The following is a 22,216-nucleotide window of genomic DNA, read 5'->3' on the forward strand; positions in this document are numbered from 1 at the left end:
AATGAGCCTCTTTAGCCGCGAGAAACGGCGCTTGCGCGCCGGGTAGATGCGTACGTCCGGGGCCTTCGTTGACGATCGACAGTGACGTAGGGGCGGTGCGACCGCCGGTGGTCGTTGAACGGCACGCTGCGGAAATCGAACTGACCAAGATGCGGCTCAAGGTCTTCGCCCTCGCGGCGGAGAACGAGCGGCTTCGCAACACCATCTCCTATCAACTGGGCTCGGCTCTCCTGCGCGCCAAGCACTGGCGCGGGCTGATCGGCTTTCCCGGCGAGATCGCCCACCTGATCCTGGAATCGCGTCGCCGCCGCGGCCGTGGCGGCAAGGACCACGTCGCCTTCGACCTGGAAGTCCGCAAGGCGCTGATGCATCCCGAGACCGCGGATGTGGAGGCGCTGGTCGCGGCCCTCTCGGCCCAGCAGAAGATCACGCCGCGCCGCCGCGCCGCCGTCCTGTCGGAGCTGGCCGCCCTGGTGCGCGACGCCGACCATGATCGCTGGCTGAAGCTGCTGCGCGCCGCCATTCAGGCCGATCCGACCCATTCGCGCGGCATCGCGGCGGCCGTCGATCTGATGAACGCCGGCGCCATCGAAGAGCCGCGCGCCATCCTGGCGCAGATCGCCAAGCATCGTCCGCTGACCCAAAGCGGGCAGATCCGATCGCAGCTGCTGGACGGCTGGGTGCGGGTGCGCGACCGGGGCCTGGCCGTGCCGCCCCGCAAGACCCAGCCGGTCCAGAAGCCGACCAGGGCCAGGTCGCTGATGTATGTCGCGGCCAGCTCGGTGCCCTATCACACCAGCGGCTACACCTCCCGGACCCAGGCGCTGATTAAGGCCATCCAGGGCCAGGGCTGGGCGGTCAACGCCGTCACCCGCCCCGGCTATCCGGACGATCGCAACGACATCCACCACATGCCCGACGGCCCGGTCGCCGACATCGACGGGGTGACCTATTCGCGCCTGTCGGGGCCCCGCTCGAACACCACGCCGTTCGACCGCTACTGCGCCGACGCCTCGCAGGCGCTCTACAGCCACATCATCAAGACTCGCCCGGCCCTGGTGCATGCGGCGTCCAACTATCTGAACGCGGCGCCGGCGCTGATCGCCGCGCGGCGGGCGGGCCTGCCCTTCGTCTATGAGGTCCGGGGGCTGTGGGAGCTGACCCACGCCGCCAAGGATCCGCGCTTCGAGCACAGCGAGCGCTTCGAATGGCAGCGCCAGCAGGAGAGCCGCGTGGCGTCCGAGGCCGATCTGGTGGTCGCCATCTCGAACGGCCTGAAGAACGAACTGATCGAGCGTGGTGTGGATGAGCGCCGCATCATGATCGCCCCCAACTGCGTCGATCCGGACGTCTTCACCCCGCGCAAGAAGGACCGCGCCCTGGCCAAGGAGCTGTTCCTGGGCGACAGCAAGGTGCTGGGCTTCCTGGGGTCGATGACGACCTACGAGGGGCTGATCGACCTGGTCACCGCCCTGTCCAGCCTGCGCCGCAACGGTCATGACGTCTGCGCCCTGCTGGTCGGCGACGGCCCGGCCCTGACGGAGGTGCGCGAGGCCGCGCGCAGCCTGGGCGTGCTGGACCGGCTGATCATGCCCGGCCGCGTGCCGCATACGGACGTGATGCGCTGGTACTCGCTGATGGACATCGCCGTCTATCCGCGCCGCCCGTCCAAGGTCACCGAACTGGTGCCGCCGCTGAAGCCGCTGGAGGCCATGGCGATGGGCCTGACGGTGGTGGCGTCCGACGTGGCGGCCATCGCGGAATCGGTCATCGACCAGGAAAGCGGCTTCCTGTTCGAGCGCGGCAACCCCGACGCCCTGTTCCGGACGCTGGAAGGCGTTATGAACCAGCCCAAGCACGCGCGTGCGGTCGCGCGTCGCGGTCGCGCCCACGTCAAGAAGCTGTATACATGGGACGCCGCCGCGAAGCGTTTGGATGACGCCTATTCGGCCCTGAACGCCTGAGCCGAATGCCGCTTCCCTACGCGCCTCTCATTCCGTCGCCGCCGTACGAGTCCACGATGAAGCTGGGCTGGCGCGTGGGCGCCAATCCGGCGATCCCGCTGGCGACGCCGGTCGACTGGTCCCTGGCCGCGACCGGTGAGCGGTCGTGGAGCTTCCACCTGCTGTCGCTGGATCTGATCGATCCGCTGCTGGTCCAGTATTCCCAGACCGGCGACGTCGCGGCGCTGGAACTGGCGATCCAGATCGGCCTGGATTTCTGGCGGACACGGGACACGCGAGACGAAGAGGCCGACTGGTACGACATGGCCACCGGCCTGCGCGCCTGGCGTCTGACCTATGCGCTGGAGGCGGCGCGCGAGGAGAAGATGCCGATCGGCCGGCGCCGGCTGCTGCACCAGTGCGTCACCGAACACGAGAAGCGGCTGCGTCCGGACGAGACCTTCACCGCCGGATCGAACCACGGCTTCTTCCAGGCCGCCGGCCAGATGGCGATCGGCGACAGCATCTTCCGCACCGACCCCGAGACGCGCTCGGTCGCCCTCAGCCGCCTGCAGATGATCCTGGAGACCCACTTCTCCAGCGAGGGCGTGCACAAGGAACACTCGCCCGACTACCATTATTTCCTGCACCGCGGCTTCGAAGCCCTGCGCGTGCGCGGCCTGATGCCTGGGCGCGCCGCCGCCCGCCGGCTGGACCAGATCGCCAGGACCCTGACGTGGTTCCTGACGCCCGAGGGCCGCGTGGCCAACTTCGGCGACAGCGACAACCGCAAGCTCAAGGTGGAGGAGGCGCGCATCCTGCCGACCCCGACGGCGGGCGCGAAGGTCTTCCCGGAGGCCGGCTACGCCATCCTGCGCGCCGGGCGCGGGCCGCGTGCGGGCTATCTGGCCCAGACGCTGGGCTATCACTCCAGGGTGCACAAACAGGCTGACGACCTGTCGGTGATCTGGAGCGCGCGCGGCAAGAAGGTGCTGATCGACGCCGGACGTCTGCGCTACGGCAAGCGACCGGACAAGGGCAGCGCGCTGGAGAAGCGCGGCTATCGCTACGCCGATCCGCGCCGCGTCTTCTGCGAGGGCGCCTCGGCCCATAACATCCCCGAGATCGAAGGCTCGCGAGACGCCCGTCAGAGCGCGCCCTACGGATCGGCCTTGCTCGCGTCGGCCGAACACGACGGCCTGCTGGCCACCCTGGGCCGCGTGTCGCGCAAGCCGCACCAGCATACCCGCCTGATGATCGGCGACGGCCTGAACTGGCTGGTCCTGATCGACGGCTTCTTCGGCGCGGTCCTGCCGCCCAAGACGCGCCAATGGCTGCACCTGGGGCCGGAATGGACGCTGTCGGCCGACGGCGCCGGGTTCCGGGCCGTGTCGGACCAGGATGTGGTGCGGATCGATCCGCTCAACGCCGGCGAGGCGGTCGGTCCCCATCTGGCGGTCCAGCCCGACTACCAGGGCTGGTGGTCGCCGCGCGCCAATGTCTTCGAGCCCGCGCCCGCCGTCGCCTTCGCGCGTCGCGGTCGTCTGGCGGCCGTGAGCTTGGCGTTCGCCGATTTCGGTCCGACAATGGCGTCGATGGATCTGGACGGACGGCTGGAAGGTTCGGTGACCCTGACCCTCGGCGACGGCCGCCGGGTCGCGGTCCGGCTCGAAGGCGGCCGGCTGGAGCTGGACGTGAAGGGAACGCAAGCGTGAAGACGATCCGCCGCCGTGCGGCCAGCCCGCTGCTGCAGTGGCGCTCGGCCGGCGCCAACCGCCAGTATCGCGTCGGCGTCCGCAACGAGGACACCGGCGACAAGCAGACGATCTACGAAGGCTTCCGCCAGGAATGCCGCCTGCCGCCCGAACTGCGGCTGACGCCCAACCAGTTGAGCTTCCGCGTCGAGAGTCGTGACGCCGAGACCCCTGACGCGCCCTACGTCAACGTCCAGCCCTTCACCCGCATCCCGCGCTTCGGCGACGACCTGGCGCCCCATGCGCCGGACGTCGTGCGCTCGCCCGAGGTGGCCGGGGCCACGGCCTACCGCCTGATGGTCCGCGAATCGCTGAGCGAGGACGTTCTGGTCGACATGGTGGTCGATGAGCCTTGGGCTCTGGTTCCGCCCGGTCTGATCAAGTCGCGCGAGGTCGAGTGGACGCTGCGGCCGCGGGTCGCCGGAACATGGCGCAAGGCGGCTTGGTCGCCCCTGTCGGCCGAAGCGATCGAGGCGGCGCGCGAGCGGGCGCTGAGGATGATCGCGATCGAGGACGAGGTTCGCGTCCGGCCCGAGGCCGAGGGCGTCACATGGCCCACGCCCAAGGAGATCGCATTGCCGGCGGCCCCGGCGCGGACGGCGCACCTGGCCGTCGCCGTCGCCGTCTCGGCCCAGCCGGACCTGGCACCGGACCCCACGGTCCAGTCGGTGGTCGACACCCAGTGGTCCGACGGCCATGGCGGCGGGGCGGTCGATCGCATCGCCCGAACGCTGGAACTGAGCAATCTTCGCGGCTGGTTCTTCCTCGACGTCGAGCTGGGCGACGCCATGTCGCCGGACATCATCGCCGATCTGGCCGAACGGCTGGTCGGGCGCGGCCATGAGGTCGGCCTCTACATCGGGCTGGGCCTTCTGGCGCCGAAGGGGTCGATCGACGAGCGGCTGCAGGCGATGCTGGCGCGCATGCCGACGCGGGCCCACGTCGGCGTGATGCTGGGCGCCGGGCCCGATCGCGAGAGCTGGCTGAAGGCCTGCGTCGACGCGAGGCTGCCGGCGGTGGTCGTGTCGCGCGAGGCCCAGCTGGCGCTGCCGGGCTGGATGCGCTGGCGCTCGAGCGCGTTTGCGGCGTCGCCCACGACCATCGTCCTGCCGACGGCCCTGTTCCTGTCGACGCCCGCCCACGCACGCGACCGGGTCACCCGGCACACCTTCGACAACCGCGACTCCATGGCGGCGGCCAACATCGCGGCCGTGGTGGACAACATGAGCCGTCTGGAGGCGACCCGGCTGATCATCGCCGAGATTGATCCGCTGCTGATGCTGGACCGCCGGATCGCCGTCGACGCCGACGCGGCCCATGCGTGGAACAGCACGCTGAAGCAACTGCTGCCGGCCTGGTTCGCCGCCGGCTGGAAGCGGTCCACCAAGGCCTATGCGATGGCCCGGGGCCTCAGCGAAATCCGGCTCGATCTGCTCTCCGGCATGATGCAGAACCTCTCGCAGGTGACGCTGCCCTGGGCGCGCTGGTCGGACGTGTTCGATCCGACCCAGGCGACGGGCTGGGCGCCGGGCGCGGTGGCCTACGAGCCGATGATCGAGAAGCGCCGTGGGCCGCGGCGGATGCGCCGATCGGCCGTCCGGCGCTATGACGACGCCTATCGCCTGTCGTTGAGGGCCGACGCATGACCCGCCAACCCGTCGCCGCCAAGCCGCAGACCGGCCCCGCCGTCGCCAAGGGCCTGGCCGCCCTCGGCGTTGCGCCGGGCGCCGCGAGCGCGGTCGCCTTCGGGGTATCGGCCGCGGTGGCCAAGGCCCTGCCCGCCGCCCTTGGCGTCCAATCCATTCCCGCCATCGACAGCCTGTCAGACCTCGAAGGCGACTTCGACCTCATCGTCGTGGGCGAAGGGGTGGCCACGCTCGGTCTGGCCGAGACGCGCAACCGGGTGGCGGAGCTGGCCCTGCGGCTTCGGCCGGGCGGCGAGCTGGCGGCCTGGCTGTCGACCCTGGCCGCCCCGCTGGACGGCGTGACGCCGGCCGCCGCCTATGACGCCTTGCTGTTCCCCGAACCGGCCTCGGCGGGCGATCTGGGTGAAGCGGCCCGGGCCACGACCCTGTCGGCTTCGGGCTGGATGATGCTGTTTCATGCCTGCGGACTGGAGTGCGTGGCTCAGGCCGGTCTGGGCGAGAGCCCGCTGCCTGACAGCGTGGCCGTGACCCATGCGCCGCGTCTGGCCGCGTTCGATCCGGTCGAGCTGACCACCGGCCGGTTTCTGGCCCGCTTCCGCCGCCGGGGAGACGCCTGATGCCGACCTTTCAGGAAAAGGCGCTGAAGCTTCTGCACGGCGCCAAGGAGCTGGTCTTCCCGACCTTCGAGCCCAAGGATCCGGACGCCGCCGAGGGCGACCGTCAGGCCCAGCGGCTGTGGCACGAGCGGTTCGCGCCTCTGGACGTGATGGTCGAGGACGCCGACATCCTCGAGCTGGGCGCCCACGACGGGCGGGTGCTGGCGCATCTCTTGTCCACCCACCCCGAGCGCGCTCGCTCGGGCGTCGGGGTCGATCCGCGCGCGGTGTGGTTCACCGCCGACGGCGAGGTCCGCTGGCCGGAAGAGGAAAAGACCAACCGGCTCGAGCTGCACACCGACATGGCCTATCTGCAGGCCTTCGATCTGGCGTCGTTCGACCTCGTGCTAGCCCGCGATCTGGAGAGCCTGTTCGCGCTGAACGACCTGGAAGAGGGGCTGAAGCGCATCTATGACCTGCTGCGACCGGGCGGCGAGGCCTTGCTGCACGTCGGCTGCGCATCGCCGCATGGCGGACCGGCCGGATACGGCTTCCTGACCCCGACCAGCTGGATCATCCTGGCCATGCGGCTGGGCTTCGAGATCGGGGCCGTGCGCAGGGTCTGGCGCGACAATGACGCCATCGACGCCGTCACCGCCGTGCTGCCGCACGCGTCGGACGAGGAGCGGATGACGGCCGAGATCACCCTGCGTCTGATCCGGCCCTGGGAATCGTGGGAGCTGGACAAGGTCTGGCACGCCAAGCCCGAATAAGGGTTGCCGGTTTCACCGTTTCGAAAAAGCGGCTATCGACCGGGTTCACGGGGCGGCGGGGGCTGTGTCCGTCTGGGAGCTTTCGCCTTTGCGTGTCGCCGTCATCTTCGGGACCCGTCCCGAAGCCATCAAGATGGCGCCGGTGGTCAAGGCGCTGCGAGCCGCCGAGGGCGTCGACTGCCGCGTCTGGTCGACCGGCCAGCATCGCGAGATGCTGGATCAGGTGCTGACCTTCTTCGATCTGCAGACCGACCTCGACCTCAAGGTCATGACGCCCGGCCAGACGCTGAACGGGATCTTCTCGGCCGTGGTCGCGGGCGTCGATCGCGCTATCGAGGCTGAGCGCCCCGACCTGATTCTGGTGCATGGCGACACCTCCAGCGCCGCCGCGGCCGCCACCGCCGCCTTTCATCGCAAGGTGCCGGTCGGACATGTCGAGGCGGGCCTGCGCAGCGGCCGCATGGACCAGCCCTGGCCCGAAGAGTTCAATCGCCGCCTGGTCGATCTGGTCGCCGAGCACCTCTATGCGCCGACCGCCCGCTCGCGCGACAATCTGCTGGCCGAGGGCGTGCCGGCCGAGCGGATCATCGTCACCGGCAACACCGTGGTCGACGCCCTGCTGGACGCGGTCGAGCGGGTCGGCCCGGGCACGGCGGCGCGGGCCGAGCTGGACGCGCGCTTCGACTTTCTGGACGACCGGCCGATCATCCTGGTCACCGGCCACCGGCGCGAGAGTTTCGGCGACGGCTTCCGCGAGATCTGCGTGGCCCTGCGCCAGCTGAGCGAGCGCGGCGACGTCCAGATCGTTTATCCGGTCCACCTGAACCCCAACGTCCAGGGGCCGGTGCGTGAACTGGTGGCGGACGCGCCTGGCGTGTATCTCATTGACCCGGTGGACTATCCGACGTTCGTCTATCTGATGTCGCGTTCGCGCGTGATCCTGACGGATTCGGGCGGCGTACAGGAAGAGGCCCCGTCGCTGGGCAAGCCCCTGCTGGTGATGCGCGACGTGACGGAGCGTCCCGAGGCGATCGAGGCCGGCGTGGCCGAGCTGGTGGGCGCCAGGGCCGATCGCATCGTGGCGGGCGTCGCCGCCGCCCTGGCCCGGCCGGAACCGACCGACCGGACCAACCCGTACGGAGACGGCCGCGCCGCCCAGCGCATCGTCGAGGAGTTGAGACATGTCGCTGACCGTCTACGCTGAGTTCAACCAGCCGGCCTTCACGCCGCAGAAGATCGTCGTCGTCGGCCTGGGCTACATCGGCCTGCCCACCGCCGCCGCCCTGGCCCAGGCGGGCCACAGCGTCATCGGCGTGGACGTCAACCCGCGCGTGGTCGAGGCGGTCAACAAGGCGCAGAGCCATATCGTCGAACCGGGCCTGGACGAGTTGCTGGAGGCCGCCGTCGGTGGCGGACGGCTCAGCGCCTCGACCGAGATGCCGACGGCCGACGCCTATCTGATCGCCGTGCCGACCCCGGTGGGCCACGACGACGCCCGCACGCCGGACCTCAGCTACGTCTTCGCCGCGACCCAGGCCATCGCCCCGGTGCTGGAGCGGGGCGCCCTGGTGGTGCTGGAATCGACCTCGCCGGTCGGGGCGACCGGTCAGGTGATCGAACGCCTGGCCGCCGCCCGTCCGGACCTGAAGTTCCCGGCGCCGGGCCGTCCCGAGAGCGAGATCGACATCGACGTCGTCTATTCGCCGGAGCGGGTCATCCCCGGCAAGACGATCCAGGAGCTATCGACCAACGCCCGCGCCCTGGGCGGCGCGACGCCGCGCGCCGCGCTGCGGGCCGCGCGCCTGTACCGCAGCCTGACGTCGGGCGAGCTGCTGCTGACGGACGACCGATCGGCCGAGATGGTCAAGCTGGTCGAGAACGCGTTCCGGGACGTGAATATCGCCTTCGCCAACGAACTGTCGGTGGTCTGCGACAAGATCGGCCTGAACGTGTGGGAGGTCATCGCCCTGGCCAACCACCACCCGCGCGTGAAGATCCTGCAGCCGGGCCCCGGCGTCGGCGGCCACTGCATCGCCATCGACCCCTGGTTCATCGTCGCCCAGGCCCCTGAAGAGGCCCGCCTGATCCGCACCGCGCGCGAGGTCAACGACGCCAAGCCGCACTTCGTCATCGACAAGGTGCGCCAGGCCCTTGAGACGATGGCGCGGGAAGGCAAGCCGGACGCCCGGGTCGGCTGCCTGGGCCTGACCTTCAAGCCCGACGTGGACGACTATCGCGAGAGCCCCTCGCTGGAGATCGGCCGCGAACTGAGCCGGCTGTTCCCGGGCCGGGTCGTCTGCGCCGACCCCTTCGAGGCCATGCTGACGGAGCGCGACGGCCTGACGATGGTGGCGACCCATGCGGCCCTGGCCTGCGACGTCGTCGTCGGTCTGGTCGGCCACCGCGAGTTCCGCACCCAGCCGAGGCCGGCGGGCGTCGTCGTCGACGCCTGCGGCATCTGGGCCTAGTCGCCGCGCCGCGGCGTCATCGCCGCGTGCCGCTCCAGATAGGCCCGGCGATAGGCGTTGCGCTCCGGTGAGAACACGCCTGTCGCTTCGTCGATGGCGAACCGGCCCCGGCGCGACAAGGAGCCGGCGCGGGCGGCGATGATCGACAGCGGATCCGACAGGACGGCGATGGCGTCCAGACCGAACGTCCTCTCCATCCGCCGCTGCAGTTCCCCGTCCGCCCCCGCGCGCACGGGATCGTAGCCGCCCAGCGCGTCCAGCACTCGCGCGCGCTCGAACAGGATGCTGGTGTCCGGCGCCAGGAAGCCGCGCCGCGCGGTCAGCCTGCCGTCCGGCGACAGCCGCAAGCCCTGTCCATAGGCTGCGACCCGGCCCGGCGCCGTGGCGGCGGCCAGCAGCCGCTCGATTTTGCGCGGATGGGCCCAGTCGTCGGAATCCTGATTGAAGACATAGGCGCCGCGCGCCTGTTCGAGGGCGCGGTTGCGCGCGACATAGGTGCCGGCGTTCGTCGTCTGACGCAGCAGGGTCAGCGCAATGTCGGGACGGGCGGCGGCGAAGGCCTCGACGCGCTGGGCGGTGTCGTCCGTGCTGGCGTCGTCCACGACGATGATCTCCAGCGCGCCGTGGGTCTGCGCGGCCAGTGACGCCAGCGAATGCGCGACGGTCGCGGCGCTGTTGAACGTGGTCATGACGGCCGTGACCAGAGGCCCTTGGGAGGACGACGCGAGGGCGGCGCAGTTCAATAACCCTACGGCCATGGGCGTAAGCGGTGCGGGTGGAACCAGGGGCTCCAGAGCATGCAGCGCCAGGGCCCGGTTCACGGCCGCCCAGTGCGTCGCCAGGTCGCCGCCCGCCAGGTCGCCACCCGCCAGGGCGATCTGGCTGGTCAGCAGGTAGCGCTGGACAGCGGGCAGGGCGTCATCGACGGCGACGCTTTCTACGAACCGCGCGGCCCCCGGCGCGCCCGGCTCGAACGCCATCGCCGCGGCGACGTCCAGGGACGCGCGGTCGCCGGGAGGCACGGCCTCGGGCGCCTCGGCCAGGCGCGCCAGCACGCGGCGTCGCAGGTCGGGATCGGCGGCGGTGAAGGCGAAGCTGCGCAGCAGCAGGGGCGACCGCACCTGCGCCGGTTCGCGCGTCAGCGTTCGGCGGATGCGACGCCGCACCTCGCCCCAGCGGCCCAGATTGCCGAGGGCCTCCAGCACCCGCTGCTCGGCGCCCGCGTCGTCGCCGAGGTCGAAGTCGGACTGGAAGCGCAGCGCCTCCTCGAACCGGCGCAGCTCGACCAGGGCGGTCAGTCCGGCGCGAACGGCGGCGCCGGTCTGGAAGACGGGTGCGCCGGTCAGGGCGACGACCCCGGCGTAGTCGCGGCGCGCCAGACGGTCTCGCAGATGGTCGGCCAGGTCGCCCGTCCGGTCGGCCCAGCCCCCTGCCGGCGGCAGATCGCCTTCGGCGCCCGACACCAGCACGACGCGCACCCCGCCCATCTGCGCCTCACCGGCGAACCGCAACGCCAGGACGACACGGTTCACGCCCTCCGGCGCCTCCAGCAGCCAGTCGCGCCGGTCTGTCGACAGGGGCATGGGCGCGCGGCCGATGACCTTGCCCGCCGCGTCCAGCGCCGTGGCGATCAGCGACACGTCCCCGGCCAGCGGCGCCTCGCTCCAGGCCGTGACGCGCAGCCACCCCGGCTGCAGGCGCGAGGTTAGGCGGCGCACGGCGCCGTCCGCGTCGGTCAGCACCATCTCGGCGGTGATCGGCGGCCCTTCCAGGGTGATGGCGAGGCCACGCCCCATGGGCACCGCGACCGCATCGTGCGGCCGCGCGGAGGGCCAGCGCAGGCCGGGCGTCTCGGTCCGGTCGCCGATGCGGACGACGATGGGCGCTGCCGGACACCGCTCGGCCCCGGCGCCTCGGCCGAGGATCAGACGGAGGCGCTCCAGCAGCCCGCCCGTCATGCCTTGATGTAGAGGTGGACGGTCTTGCCGGTCAGGGCGCTGAGCGCGCGCCGCGCCGAAATGCCCGCAGGCTCCAGCTCCTCGACCTTGATGAAGCGTTTCAACTCGACCTTGGTCCAGCCTTCGAAGTGTCGGCCGACGACGTCGTCCCAGTCCTCGCCGCCGAACAGCCGCATGTGCTCCGGGTGGCCGTACTGGCTCATCCGTTCTTCGGGACCGAAGGCGGGGTCGAAGTTCTCCTCGTACTTCGGCGGGAAGGGCCCGGGCACGATGAAGGCGTGGAAGCCGCGCGGGGCGACCAGGGCGTTCATCTGAGGCAGGAACTGGTCCAGCGGAACCGGAATGTGCTCCAGCACGTGCGAATGGACAAAGCCGCGAAGGCTTTCCGGCGCGTAGAAGTCCAGCGGCCGCGTCAGGTCGATGAACTTCACCTCCCGGTCCATGTGCGCCTGCTGATAGCGCGCCGGCTCGAAGTCCACGGGCGCCCAGGTCAGGCCGTAGCGGGCGCGCATGAAGTTGGTCAGGCTGCGTTCCGGCGCCACGTGCACCACCGGCTTGCTGCCGGTCGGGCCGGGAGCGCAGCGCATCAGCACCATGCCGAGCATGCGCGTCCGGTCCCGCGCGCCGCAGCTGGGGCAGGCGTCGTCGTCCCGAACGGGCGCCAGTTCGGTTCCGCAAAGGATGCAGCGGATCATGGGCGCTCGTCCGTCTCTGTCCGGGAGGTCAGCAGCTTGCCCAGATCATGGAAGTTGCGGGCCAGCTTGGCGACCTCGGCCGGGTCCTTGACCGCGTGGCGCTGAACATAGCGGACCTTGCGATCGATCATGCCGCGGTAGTTCCGGTTGTTCTCGCCGTGGTTCACCAGATAGGCGCCGACGTGCTGGGAGAAGGCCGTCAGGGTCTTGCCCTGCGCCTGTGCGGTCTCGACGTATTTGTTGTGATTGCGGAACTTCGAGAAGTTCGACCGGAAGTGGGTCGGGCTGCGCGGCAGTTCGTCGGGCGTGAAATGGATCAGCGCACAGCTGCCGCAGTGGGCGTAGAAGGGGGCCGTCCGCTCGTCCATGCCCGCCACCTGGCGGTTGGCGACATCGACCATCCAGCCGCGCTGGATCAGATAGCCCTGCCTGTTGTCGCCCTGGGCGATGTAGCGCGCCAGCCGCCGGTGCAGCAGGTCGTCGGCGTCCATGTGCATGTAATAGAGCGGCTCCGGCTCCATCTCGCGCACGGCGTAGCCTAGCCAGTTCTTCTTGACGGCCTTGTCGGCGTTGAAGCCCTCGACGCTGTCGGGGACCGGCGTCTCCTTGGACACATCGATGAAGTGGACGCGGCCGTCCTCCAGATAGGTCTTCAGCTTGCCGGGCCGATCGTGGCCGGCGATCAGGATGCGGACATCCTCGCTCTCCTGCGACAGCAGCGAACGGACCGTGCGCAGCAGGTTCTCCTGCACCATCGTCCAGTTGCTGGAAGCGCCCCGGGCCCGCAGCGGAATGCCGAAATAGATGCGCGCCATCGTCGACCTCAGGCCGCCGCGCGCGGGGTCAGCGCGGGCAGCAGGTCACGCCCCATCGCCGCACCCAGGCGGATGGCGTGCTGGGCGTAGCCGAAGTGGGCCTCGACATAGGCCCACGCGCGCTCCACCTGCGCCTGATAGGCGGCGTCGTCGGCCATCAGGGCCTCGATCCGGGCGCGGACCTCGTGCGGCTCGGCATAGAGGGCGGCGTCCTTGAAAAGGGGTTCGTAGATTGGCGGCAGAAAGACCGGCAGACCCACGGCCATGGCCTCGAAGATGACCCGGCCGAACGATTCCACCCACGCCGGGTGGGTATAGTAGACGAAGACGTCGTGGTCGGCGAGGAAGTCGCGCGGCTCGGCCTCGCCGAACTCAGTCACGAACCAGTTGACCGGCAACGCCCCGCCCATCACCTCGCGCGCCGCCTCGGCGCCGCCCAGGACGTGGATCTCGAAGTTCGCGTGGGCCGGATAGACCTGCAGCATTGTGTCGGGCGTATCGGGCCACTTCACATACTGGTCGCGCGAGTGGCGGGCGATGCGGATGGCCTTGTGCGGACGCGGCCGGGCGGGCCGGCGCCATTCATCGACGTTGATGATGTTGGGCCAGATGTCGCCCAGCTCGATGGTCGCCATCTCCGCGGCGTGATGCGTCGTCAGGGCGTCGCGGACCAGGGGGCCGATCGGGTGCCAGCTGCCGGACTGGCCGAAATAGCCGACCAGATTGTCGGCGCAGCGGCCGATGTCGCACAGCACCTCGGCGCCGGGAGAATAGTCGCGCTGGGGCGGCTGGTTGACGATGACCCGCACCGCCTTGGCCTCGATGTCCGGCACATATTCCTGCCAGTGCTCCAGAACCCACGGCAGGCGCACGATCAGCAGGTCGCAGGTGATCTTCTCCCCGAAGACCAGCATCTCGACGCTGTCGCCGTCGATCTGTTCCAGGATGCGGGGGTTCAGCGAGCGGTCGGGGTTCAGGTGATAGACCGACAGCTCGACCAGGCCGGTCTTCAGCCCCATCCGCTTTTGGGCCTTGATCTCCTCGGCGTTGGACATGTTGGTCCCGCCCGGCAGGCGGAAGTCCGAGACCATGACCACATCGAAATTCCGCCGCGCCTCGCGATCCCGACTGCGCTCCGGCAGCATGGGCTCGGGCGCCAGGAAGGGCCGCTTCGTCAGCGGGAAGTCGATGTAGAGGCTGTCGGACGCGCGGTGGAAACGCTTGGCGTTCTCCTCGTACTGGCGCCGCGCCCCCATCTTGAAGCCGTGGTAGCCGAAGGCCGATCCGCCGGTCAGGGAGGTCTCGGTCTGGCGCTGGAACGACAGCGGCCCGCACTCCAGATCGACGATGGCGTCCGGCCCGAACACGGCCTTCAGGCGGCGCAGGAACTCGGAATCGGCGCCGAAGCGGATCGAGTCCCAATAGCCCAGCTGCTTCATCGCCGGGACGCGCCGGAACATCAGCGACGACATGTTGGGCTGCAGATAGAAGCCGGGATTGCCACGCCGGTGGAAGACCAGGTCCTCGCTGGTCCGCGCCTGGGGCGAGGTATTGGCCACCACGCCCGGATTGGCCAGCAGGTGCCGGGCCTGCAGCTCGATCTTGCGCGGATGCGACCAGTCGTCGGAATCGTTGCAGGTGACGAAGTCGCCGGTCGCGACCTTCAGCGCGTGGTTTCGCGCCACATAGGGACCGGAGTTGGAGACGCCGTGGATCAGCTTCACGCGCGGATCGCGGGCGGCGTAGGCCTCGACCACGGCGGCGGTGCCGTCGGTCGAACAGTCGTCCGAGACCAGGATCTCGACGTCCTGCCAGCTCTGCTCCAGCAGCGAGCGGATGGCCGTGCCGATGGTGGTCTCGGCGTTGTAGGCCGGGATGATGATGGTGACCCTGGCCCCGGTCGCGACCGGCGCGGCCTCGGCGTGCAGTCGGTCGTACAGCACCTCGCCCTCGACCAGCTCGGCGGTCTCCAGCCCATGCAGCGCCAGGGCCTGGTTGACCGAATTCAGGCGCGCCTCGGGCTCGGCCTCCAGCCGCGTCAGGGCCAGGTGCAGATCGGCGTGCGGCCGGGCCGCCATGGCGTCTTGCAGCGTGGTCCAGGCGGCTTTCACGTCGCCGAGCAGGGCCTGAGATTCGGCGCGCAGGATGGCGATGCGTCGGCGCCAGTCGTCATCCATTTCCAGCGATGTTTCGACGATGCCCAGCAGGCGCAGACAATCGCGCGCGTCATCGGCCGTGTAGCGATTGGCCCGCCAGGTCGCCAGTTCGAAGGCCACCAGGCCGCGCATCTCGTCATTCTGGGTCTCGGCGATGACCTGTTCGAAGTCCTGCACGGCGCGGTCGCCGAAGCCGAGCGACAGCAGGCGGCGCTTCAGGTGGTGCACCTGCCGGCGGATCTGGGCCTGCGCCTTGGCCTGCTTCTCCAGCCGCGGCCGGTCGCGGATAGCGCGCAGGCGGTCGATCAGGGAGGGGCGGTCCAGCGCCGCCTGCGCCTGCGCCTGCCAGCTTTCGACGGTCTCGGCGTCGGCCTGTTCGACCTGGGTCAGGGTGACGTGAACGGCGTCGCCGCGTTCGGCCGCCAGGGCGATCTCCAGCCTCGTCGCGGCGGTGGGCGGCGTCAGGGCGATCCGGAAGCCGCGCAGGGCGTCGATCTCCAGCGGCTGCTCGGCGAAGCCCTTGGCCGGACCGGCGGCCGCCTCCGCGCCGGTCACGACCGGGCGCCCGCCGGCGTCCAGCCATCGCAGGCGGGCGGTGACCGCCGCGACGCGCGACCAGGCCGGACCGATGGCGCGGCCGGCGAGATACAGAACCTTGCCGGCGTCGAGATCCAGGGTGTGTAGGTCCGGCGACGGGCTGGCGATGCGCGGGCCGACATCCAGCGGCGTAGGCGCGGCGGGCGGGGCCGCCTTGGCGATCTTCACCGCCGCCTTGCGCGCCTCTGCGACCTTTCCGGGCAGGGCCAGCCAGTCGCGCGGCGTCCTGGCCTTCAGCACCAGCCGCCCGACCGCCCAGGCGGGATCCGCCGTCAGAGCCGCCTTCTGGTCCGCCAGGGCGCGCGCGGTGTCGTGCCGCGACCGACGCACGGCCCCGACCAGATGCACCGAGGCCTTTTCGTAGGCCAGGGCCAGCTCGCGGGCCTCGACGGCCAGGGCCAGGCTCTCGCCGACCTCTTCGCGCAGGCGGACGATCTGGGTCAGCTTGTCCTGCCGCCGCACGGCCGCATCAACCGGGGCGTCGTCGTCGAACAGGGACCGGCCGATGCCGACGGCGTCCGCGCCCTCTTCCGGCGCATGGAAGGCCATCCAGCCGTCTGGCGCATCGGCCTTGATGTATCGGTGCGGGGCCAGGGCCGACGCGACCGCTGCAACGGCGTCGCCCTCGGCGCGGATCAGCAGGGTCTGCGCGCCCGGATCGCCCAGCCAGGCGTCCAGCGTCTCCAGCACCTCCAGCACGGCGCCCGGCGCGTCGATGCGGACCAGGCCGGCGCGGGCCATGCCGCCCACGATCCCGGCGTCTTCGGGCTGCAGGCGCAGCACGGCCCCCACGGCCGCGCCGCCTTCGCGCAGGGCCGCCTCCAGCTCGGGCGCAGCGGCGCCGATCTCGACATAGGGCGCCTTGGCGGGCCAGCCGGAGCCCAGCTCGCGGATGAAGGCGTCAGGCGTGGCCATGAAATCTTACGTGCGTCGCTCTCATTCGGCCCCACAGGCCGCGCCCCGGCGACTTGGTGAAGCCTCTTGGGCGCGAGGTCAACGGCCGACACCACCCTGGGCGCGGCGCGATCCCGCTTGGAATCAGGCGCATAACCGGCTTGAAGCACCGGGAACAGGAAACCCGCCGGTTTGTCCAACCCCTCCGCCCCGCCCCAGGCCCATGGCCACACCTTCCGGACGGCCTTCTGCGGACCTCTGACCGACCCGCTGGAGACGGTGGCGACGCTGGAGACGGTGGGCTGGACGGCGCGGGCCGACTCGCCGCCCGCCCCGCTGCCGTTGAGCGTCGAGGCATGGGACGCCGATCCTTTCCACGACCGCAACTGGCGGTTCCAGCTGCACAGCTGGCGGCCCATCGATCCCTATGTGGTCGCCCACGACCTTCTGGGCGACGCCGCGCATCTGGATCGCGCCATCGCGGTCATGAAGACGTGGGCGGCGGCCGAGGCGGCGCCCGGCGACGACGCCCTGTACTGGAACGACATGGGCTCGGGCCTGCGCGCGGCCAAGCTGGCCTATGTCGTCAATCGGCTGGCGCCCGATCATCCCGACCGGGCCTGGGTCGAGGCGCTGGCCCGTCGCCATCTGGCCCGCCTGCGGGACGAGGGCTTCTTCAGCACCTCCAACCACGGCCTGTTCCAGGTGCACGGCCTGGTCGCCCTGTTGAACGCCCTGCCGGCCGCGCCCGAGGCCGAGGGCGGGCAGGCCTTCGCCGAACGGATGCTCGACCGCATCCTGGACGCCCAGTTCGGTCAGGAGGGCGTGCATCTGGAGCACTCGCCCGGCTACCACCTGTTCGTCATCCAGACCCTGCGCCGCATGATCGCCACCGGCTGGTACGGCGCCATGCCCCACCTGCACGACATCGTGGCGCGGGCGCGCGAGGCCCTGCCGTGGTTGGTCTTTCCCCATGGCGTCCTGTCCGGCGCCGGCGACACCGACAGGGTCTCGCCGTCGGTTCGCAAGCCCAAGGGCGCTGACGACGGGATGCAGGGCCGGCTGTTCCGCGAGGCGGGCTACGCCGTGGTGCGCAGCGGCTTCCGCACGCGCAAGGCGGCGGCGTCCATGCTGTTCGTCACCGGCGGCCACCACAGCCATGTGCACAAGCACACCGACGACCTGTCGTTCGAATGGTTCGAGCGCGGCCGGATGTGGATCGTCGACACCGGCAAATACACCTATTCCAAGGCGGATTGGCGCGCCTTCACCAACAGCGCGCGGGCCCACAACAGCGTCGAACTGACCCGCGACCGGCCCAACAACGCCCTGTCGGTCACGCAGCCGGCCGGAGGCTTGCTGACCGACCTGCGGCAGGTCGGGCGGCATTGGGAGATCGAGGGCGAAATATCGCGCCCGGCCATCGGCGCGCGGCACCACCGACTGTTCCGCTATTTGCCCGGAAAGCGGCTGAAGCTGGTGGACACCATCGTGCTGGACGAGCCCGGCGAGGTCACGGCGTGGCTGCATCTGGCGCCCCACAGGATCGCCGAACCGCGCGAGAGCGGCTGGCGTTTCCGGGGCGGCCGGATCGCCTATGCGGTCGAGGGCGCGCAGATGAGCCTGATCCGGGTGCGGGGGCAGACCGAGCCCGAACTGCAGGGCTGGTACGCGCCGGCGTATCACCAGATCACCGAGAACGACGCCCTGGGCGCCCGCCTGACTGGTCAGACGATGCGTCTGACCACCGTCATCAGCCTGGCGCCCAGGAAGGACGCGGCGAAACCTTAGCTCGCCGCCGAGCGTATCTGGCGACATCGTTCGCCGACGGAGCCGTCATGACCAAGCCGATCTGGATACTTGCCGCCGTTCTGGCCTTCGCCACCCCCGCCGCCGCGTCCGCCCAATCCACCGACGTCGATCTGGATCGCTTCGACGGCCGCTGGTTCGAGATCGAGCGCAGCCACAACGACGTCCAGAAGGACTGCAGCCGGGCCCAGATCGACTTCACCCGCCGCGACGCCGCCGACCGCTACGCCTTGCTGGTGACCTGCACGCGCCGCGCCGACGGTCAGGTCGAGACACTGCGCGCCAACGCCCGGATCACCGACACCACCACCAACGCCAAGTTCCGCTTCACCCTGCCGGGCCTTCTGGGCGTGGGCGGTCTGGCGGGTCAGAACTACTGGGTCTGGGACCATGACCCCAACTACAACTGGGCCATCCTGGCGCTGCCGAACAAGTCCGACTGGTGGGTCTGGCACCGCAGCCAGAACGTCAGCCAGGCCGAGCGCACCCGGCTGCTGGCCCGCGCCCGCGCCATGGGCATGGACATGAACCGCATCGTCCACACCGGCGGCTGACGCCCCCGCTTGAATGCGGAACGCAACCGGAACATAACGGCGGATGGCTCTCGCCGCCGTCCATCTCGAACTCGTCTTCAGCCGCCCGGAGACCACGCTGTCGGTCACGCGCGGCGCGGCGCGGCTGCTGGCCGACATGGGCTATGCGCCGCTGCTGGAGGTGTGTCTGCCGAACGGGCGGCGCGCCGACGTGATGGCGCTGGGCCGCAAGGGGGACATCGTCATCTGCGAGGTGAAGTCGGGGGTGGACGACTTCCGGGTCGATCAGAAATGGCCTGAGTATGCGCCGTTCTGCGACGCCTTCTTCTTCGCCGTATCGCCGGAGTTTCCGCAGGACGTGCTGCCGCAGGAGCCGGGGCTGATCTGCGCCGATGCGTTTGGAGGGGCGGTGATCCGCGAAGCGCCGGTGCTGCCGCTGGCCCCGGCGCGGCGCAAGGCGCTGACGCTGGCGTTCGCCCGGCTGGGCGCGATGCGAACGCTGCGGGATCCGCTGATCTAAGGCCATCCCTCTCCCAGAGGGAGAGGGCTTGAGCGCCTGAGAGCGTCAGCGATCAGTCTTGCGCGAAAGGGTGAGGGGCGGGGGCTAAAAGGAAAGGGCCCACCCCTCACCCTTTCGGCTTAGCCAATCGCTTCGCTCCTGGAGCCTCAAGCCCTCTCCCTCTGGGAGAGGGACAAGGGGTCAGCGCGGCGCCCTCTTCGCCAAGATCCGTTGCAGCGTCCGGCGGTGCATGCCCAGGCGCCGCGCGGTCTCGGAGACGTTGTTCTCGCACAGCTCGTAGACGCGCTGGATATGCTCCCAGCGCACGCGGTCCGCGCTCATGGGGTTGTCCGGCGGCTCGGGGGCCACGTCGCCCGAGGACAGCAGCGCCTTGACCACGTCGTCGGCGTCGGCGGGCTTGGACAGATAGTCGACCGCGCCGGCCTTTACGGCCGCCACGGCGGTGGCGATAGCGCCGTAGCCGGTCAGCATGACGATGCGGGCGTCCTCGCGGCGCTCGCGCACCATCTCCACGACCTTCAGGCCGTTGCCGTCCTCCAGCCGCATGTCGAGCACGGCAAAGGCGGGGGCGGGATTCTTCAGGGCCTCGGTGGCCTCGGCGACGGAGCCGACGGTGGTCACGTCGAACCCGCGCGCGGCCAGGGCGCGGCCCATGCGGGTGCGCAGCGCCTGGTCGTCATCCAGCAGCAGCAGGGTCTTGTCGGGCAGGGCTTCGATGCGGGCGTCGAGATCGGACATTGTTCTTTGTGTCTCCTTGGCCCTCAGGTCTGTCTTGCACGCGCCGCAGTCAAGGCGTCAGACCTGCGACACTTCGAGCGCGGGTCGCGCCCAGCGCGCCGCGACGCGGGCGCCGCGGGGCTGGGTCTTGCCGTCGCCGCCGCCCGATCCGACCGTCACCAGGGCGCCGGTACGCTCCAGAAGCGTGCGGGCGATGAAGAAGCCCAGGCCCATGCCGCCCTGGCTGGGCTGCGCCATCACGGGCGGGACGGGGGGAACGGCGGCCGCGCTGGCCTTCTTGCGGCCCAGCAGTTGCGGCGGCCGCGCGGCGGCGGCGATCTGGGCGGCCAGGGCGCGGCGCTGCTTGCCGTGCGGGCGGCTGGTCACATAGGGCTCGCCCAGGCGCGGCAGGATCTCGCTCGAGAAACCGGGGCCGTCGTCGACGATGGCGATGGTGATCCAGCCGGCGTCCACGGACGCCTCGATGCTGACCTTGGACGTGGCGAAATCGGCGGCGTTCTCGACGAAGGCCGACAGGCCGTGGATCACTTCGGGCAGGCGTTTGACGCGCGGCGGGGGCTGGCCGCCGGCGCTGTACAGCTTGACCTCGAACTCCAGGTCGAAGCCCCGGTGGGGGTCGATGACCTCTTCCATCAGAGCCTTCAGCCCGACATCGGCATAGAGGATGTCGCCGTCCTCGGGCCGCTGGGAGAGGCGTTTCAGGATCTCGCGGCAGCGGTCGGCCTGGACCAGCAGCAGGGCGGCGTCCTCGGCGGCCGGGCTGTCGGGGGGCGAGGCGCGCAGCAGTTCCTTGGCCACGACCTGGATTGTCGCCAGCGGCGTGCCCAGCTCATGCGCCGCCGCCGCCGCCAGCCCGCCCAGGGCCGCCAGCCGCTGCTCGCGCTGCAGCACGTCGGACGTGGTCGCCAGCGCCAGCTCCAGCTTCTGGGCGTCGGCGGCCACGCGCCAGGCGTATCCGGCGGTGAAGACCACCCCCGTGATCAGGGCCAGGCCCATGCCGAAGCGATAGAGGGGCGGCAGGGTCAGGTGCTCGCCCGGCCGCCAGGGCAACGGCAGGGACCAGTAGAACAGCACCGCCGTGGCGATCAGCACCAGCAGACCCAGGACCAGCGCCTGGCGCGCCGGCAGGGCCGCCGCAGCGATGGTCACCGGCGCGACCAGCAGCAGGCAGAACGGATTCTCCAGCCCGCCGGTCAGGGCCAGCAGGCTGGCCAGCTGCAGGATGTCGAACCCCAGCTGGGTCGCCGTGCGACGCGAATCCGGCAGGCGGCCGTCGACGCGGCGGATGCTGGACATGGCGCCCACGTTCATCGCGGCGCCCAGGCCGATGACGATCAGGCAGGGCCAGATCGGCAGGGGAAAGTGCAGGCCGACATAGGCGGTCAGAACCGCCGTCGCCTGTCCGAACACGCCCAGCCAGCGCAGCACGATCAGGGTGCGCAGGGACAGGCCGCGCCCGCGCTGGGGCAGATCGCGCCAGCTCGCGAAGGCGGCGCTGACGTCGGTTTCGGCGGCGGGCGACATTGAGCGCACTTGGGATGAGGTCACGGCGCCTCTATAGACCCGTCGCCCCTCAGACGCGAAAGCCCCTCGAACATGCCTCGCCGTTCCATCCTGCTGTTCGCCGGCGCCTGCATCGCCATCGCCGCCGCCCTGGCCATCGTCGCCGTGATCGTGACGACGGGCCGCGACGCCTCTGGCGCGCCCGGCGCCGTGATCTCGACGGGCCAGCCGTCGGTCGGCGGCCCGTTCCAGCTGACGGACCAGAACGGCCGGGCTGTCGATCAGACGCTGCTGAACGGCAAGTGGAGCCTGGTCTTCTTCGGCTTCACCTACTGCCCCGACTTCTGCCCGACGACGCTGGCGACGCTGAAGGCGGTTCAGGACCGGCTGGGCGCCCAGGCCGACGACATCCAGATCGTCTTCATCTCGGTGGACCCGGAGCGGGACACGCCCCAGGCGCTGAAGGACTATCTGTCGTCCGAAGGTTTCCCGCGCGGCGTCATTGGCCTGACCGGCACGCCGGCGCAGGTGAAACAGGCGGCCGACGCCTACCGCGCCTACTACCAGAAGGTCGGCGAGGGCGAGGCCTACACCATGAACCACTCGCTGACCGTCTATCTGATGGGCCCGGACGGCCAGTTCCGCACCGCCATCGCCCACGACCTGGACCCCGACCGTTCGGCCGACGTGCTGCGCAAGGCGATGGCGCGGGGGTAGGGGCACCGCCGGGCCGCATCACGGGATTATCAACGATAATCCTTTTGCAGTGCGGCGCGTTCTATGATGCCCTGCCCAACTTCGGCGGGGGCCGTTCACAG

At 70.4% G+C, this 22,216-nt stretch carries 17 protein-coding genes; 11 read left to right on the forward strand and 6 right to left on the reverse strand.

Annotation, left to right across the window (positions count from 1 at the left end; genetic code table 11):
• The first annotated feature begins 68 nt into the window (after positions 1-68).
• The 7 genes from ASG17_RS02405 (at position 69) to wecC (ending at position 9,180) form a co-directional block, all read left to right on the forward strand.
• On the forward strand, positions 69-1,964 hold the full coding sequence (locus ASG17_RS02405; protein ID WP_156367705.1) for a glycosyltransferase: 1,896 nt from the start codon (positions 69-71) through the stop codon (positions 1,962-1,964).
• A gap of 56 nt (positions 1,965-2,020) precedes the next feature.
• On the forward strand, positions 2,021-3,658 hold the full coding sequence (locus tag ASG17_RS02410) for a heparinase II/III family protein (RefSeq protein WP_162238761.1): 1,638 nt from the start codon (positions 2,021-2,023) through the stop codon (positions 3,656-3,658).
• On the forward strand, positions 3,655-5,343 hold the full coding sequence (locus ASG17_RS02415) for a hypothetical protein (RefSeq protein WP_056098603.1): 1,689 nt from the start codon (positions 3,655-3,657) through the stop codon (positions 5,341-5,343). Before ASG17_RS02410 ends, ASG17_RS02415 begins: the two co-directional genes overlap by 4 nt.
• Positions 5,340-5,960 carry a hypothetical protein gene (locus ASG17_RS02420; RefSeq protein ID WP_056098605.1) on the forward strand — a complete coding sequence of 207 codons (621 nt, stop codon included), beginning with the start codon at positions 5,340-5,342 and terminating at the stop codon, positions 5,958-5,960. Before ASG17_RS02415 ends, ASG17_RS02420 begins: the two co-directional genes overlap by 4 nt.
• Positions 5,960-6,712: a bifunctional 2-polyprenyl-6-hydroxyphenol methylase/3-demethylubiquinol 3-O-methyltransferase UbiG gene (locus ASG17_RS02425; RefSeq protein ID WP_056098607.1), complete on the forward strand. Its 753-nt coding sequence runs from the start codon at positions 5,960-5,962 to the stop codon at positions 6,710-6,712. The genes ASG17_RS02420 and ASG17_RS02425 overlap by 1 nt, the downstream gene beginning before the upstream one ends.
• Positions 6,713-6,800: 88 nt before the next feature.
• On the forward strand, positions 6,801-7,916 hold the full coding sequence (gene wecB / locus ASG17_RS02430; RefSeq protein WP_082496065.1) for a non-hydrolyzing UDP-N-acetylglucosamine 2-epimerase: 1,116 nt from the start codon (positions 6,801-6,803) through the stop codon (positions 7,914-7,916).
• Positions 7,894-9,180, forward strand: a complete 1,287-nt coding sequence (gene wecC, locus ASG17_RS02435; protein WP_056098609.1) for a UDP-N-acetyl-D-mannosamine dehydrogenase — start codon at positions 7,894-7,896, stop codon at positions 9,178-9,180. Before wecB ends, wecC begins: the two co-directional genes overlap by 23 nt.
• Here wecC and ASG17_RS02440 read toward each other — a convergent pair.
• From ASG17_RS02440 to ASG17_RS15625, 4 genes are read right to left on the reverse strand one after another with little or no spacing between them, the layout of a single operon-like run.
• On the reverse strand, positions 9,177-11,138 hold the full coding sequence (locus ASG17_RS02440; protein WP_056098611.1) for a glycosyltransferase family A protein: 1,962 nt from the start codon (positions 11,136-11,138) through the stop codon (positions 9,177-9,179). The genes wecC and ASG17_RS02440 overlap by 4 nt on opposite strands.
• Complete coding sequence (locus ASG17_RS02445; protein ID WP_056098612.1) at positions 11,135-11,833, reverse strand: hypothetical protein; 699 nt, start codon at positions 11,831-11,833, stop codon at positions 11,135-11,137. The genes ASG17_RS02440 and ASG17_RS02445 overlap by 4 nt, the downstream gene beginning before the upstream one ends.
• Complete coding sequence (locus ASG17_RS02450; protein WP_056098614.1) at positions 11,830-12,648, reverse strand: hypothetical protein; 819 nt, start codon at positions 12,646-12,648, stop codon at positions 11,830-11,832. Before ASG17_RS02450 ends, ASG17_RS02445 begins: the two co-directional genes overlap by 4 nt.
• A gap of 8 nt (positions 12,649-12,656) precedes the next feature.
• Positions 12,657-16,316 carry a glycosyltransferase gene (locus tag ASG17_RS15625; RefSeq protein ID WP_200935012.1) on the reverse strand — a complete coding sequence of 1,220 codons (3,660 nt, stop codon included), beginning with the start codon at positions 16,314-16,316 and terminating at the stop codon, positions 12,657-12,659.
• Between the two features lie 171 nt (positions 16,317-16,487).
• Between ASG17_RS15625 and ASG17_RS02460 the strand changes: the two genes are divergently transcribed.
• From ASG17_RS02460 to mmcB, 3 genes are read left to right on the forward strand one after another with little or no spacing between them, the layout of a single operon-like run.
• Entirely contained in the window at positions 16,488-18,086 is a 1,599-nt protein-coding gene (locus tag ASG17_RS02460) for a heparinase II/III family protein (protein WP_056098616.1), read from the forward strand.
• Positions 18,087-18,133: 47 nt separating this feature from the next.
• Entirely contained in the window at positions 18,134-18,658 is a 525-nt protein-coding gene (locus ASG17_RS02465; RefSeq protein ID WP_056098617.1) for a lipocalin family protein, read from the forward strand.
• 43 nt (positions 18,659-18,701) lie between these two features.
• Entirely contained in the window at positions 18,702-19,157 is a 456-nt protein-coding gene (mmcB, locus tag ASG17_RS02470; protein ID WP_056098619.1) for a DNA repair putative endonuclease MmcB, read from the forward strand.
• 180 nt (positions 19,158-19,337) lie between these two features.
• Here mmcB and ASG17_RS02475 read toward each other — a convergent pair whose 3' ends face one another.
• Positions 19,338-19,895, reverse strand: a complete 558-nt coding sequence (locus tag ASG17_RS02475) for an ActR/PrrA/RegA family redox response regulator transcription factor (protein WP_056098621.1) — start codon at positions 19,893-19,895, stop codon at positions 19,338-19,340.
• A 57-nt stretch (positions 19,896-19,952) separates the two neighbouring features.
• Positions 19,953-21,419: an ActS/PrrB/RegB family redox-sensitive histidine kinase gene (locus ASG17_RS02480; RefSeq protein ID WP_056098623.1), complete on the reverse strand. Its 1,467-nt coding sequence runs from the start codon at positions 21,417-21,419 to the stop codon at positions 19,953-19,955.
• Between the two features lie 72 nt (positions 21,420-21,491).
• Between ASG17_RS02480 and ASG17_RS02485 the strand changes: the two genes are divergently transcribed.
• Complete coding sequence (locus tag ASG17_RS02485; protein ID WP_056098624.1) at positions 21,492-22,115, forward strand: SCO family protein; 624 nt, start codon at positions 21,492-21,494, stop codon at positions 22,113-22,115.
• Positions 22,116-22,216 lie beyond the last annotated feature (101 nt).

This window comes from Brevundimonas sp. Leaf363, from assembly GCF_001424025.1.
Taxonomy (GTDB): domain Bacteria; phylum Pseudomonadota; class Alphaproteobacteria; order Caulobacterales; family Caulobacteraceae; genus Brevundimonas.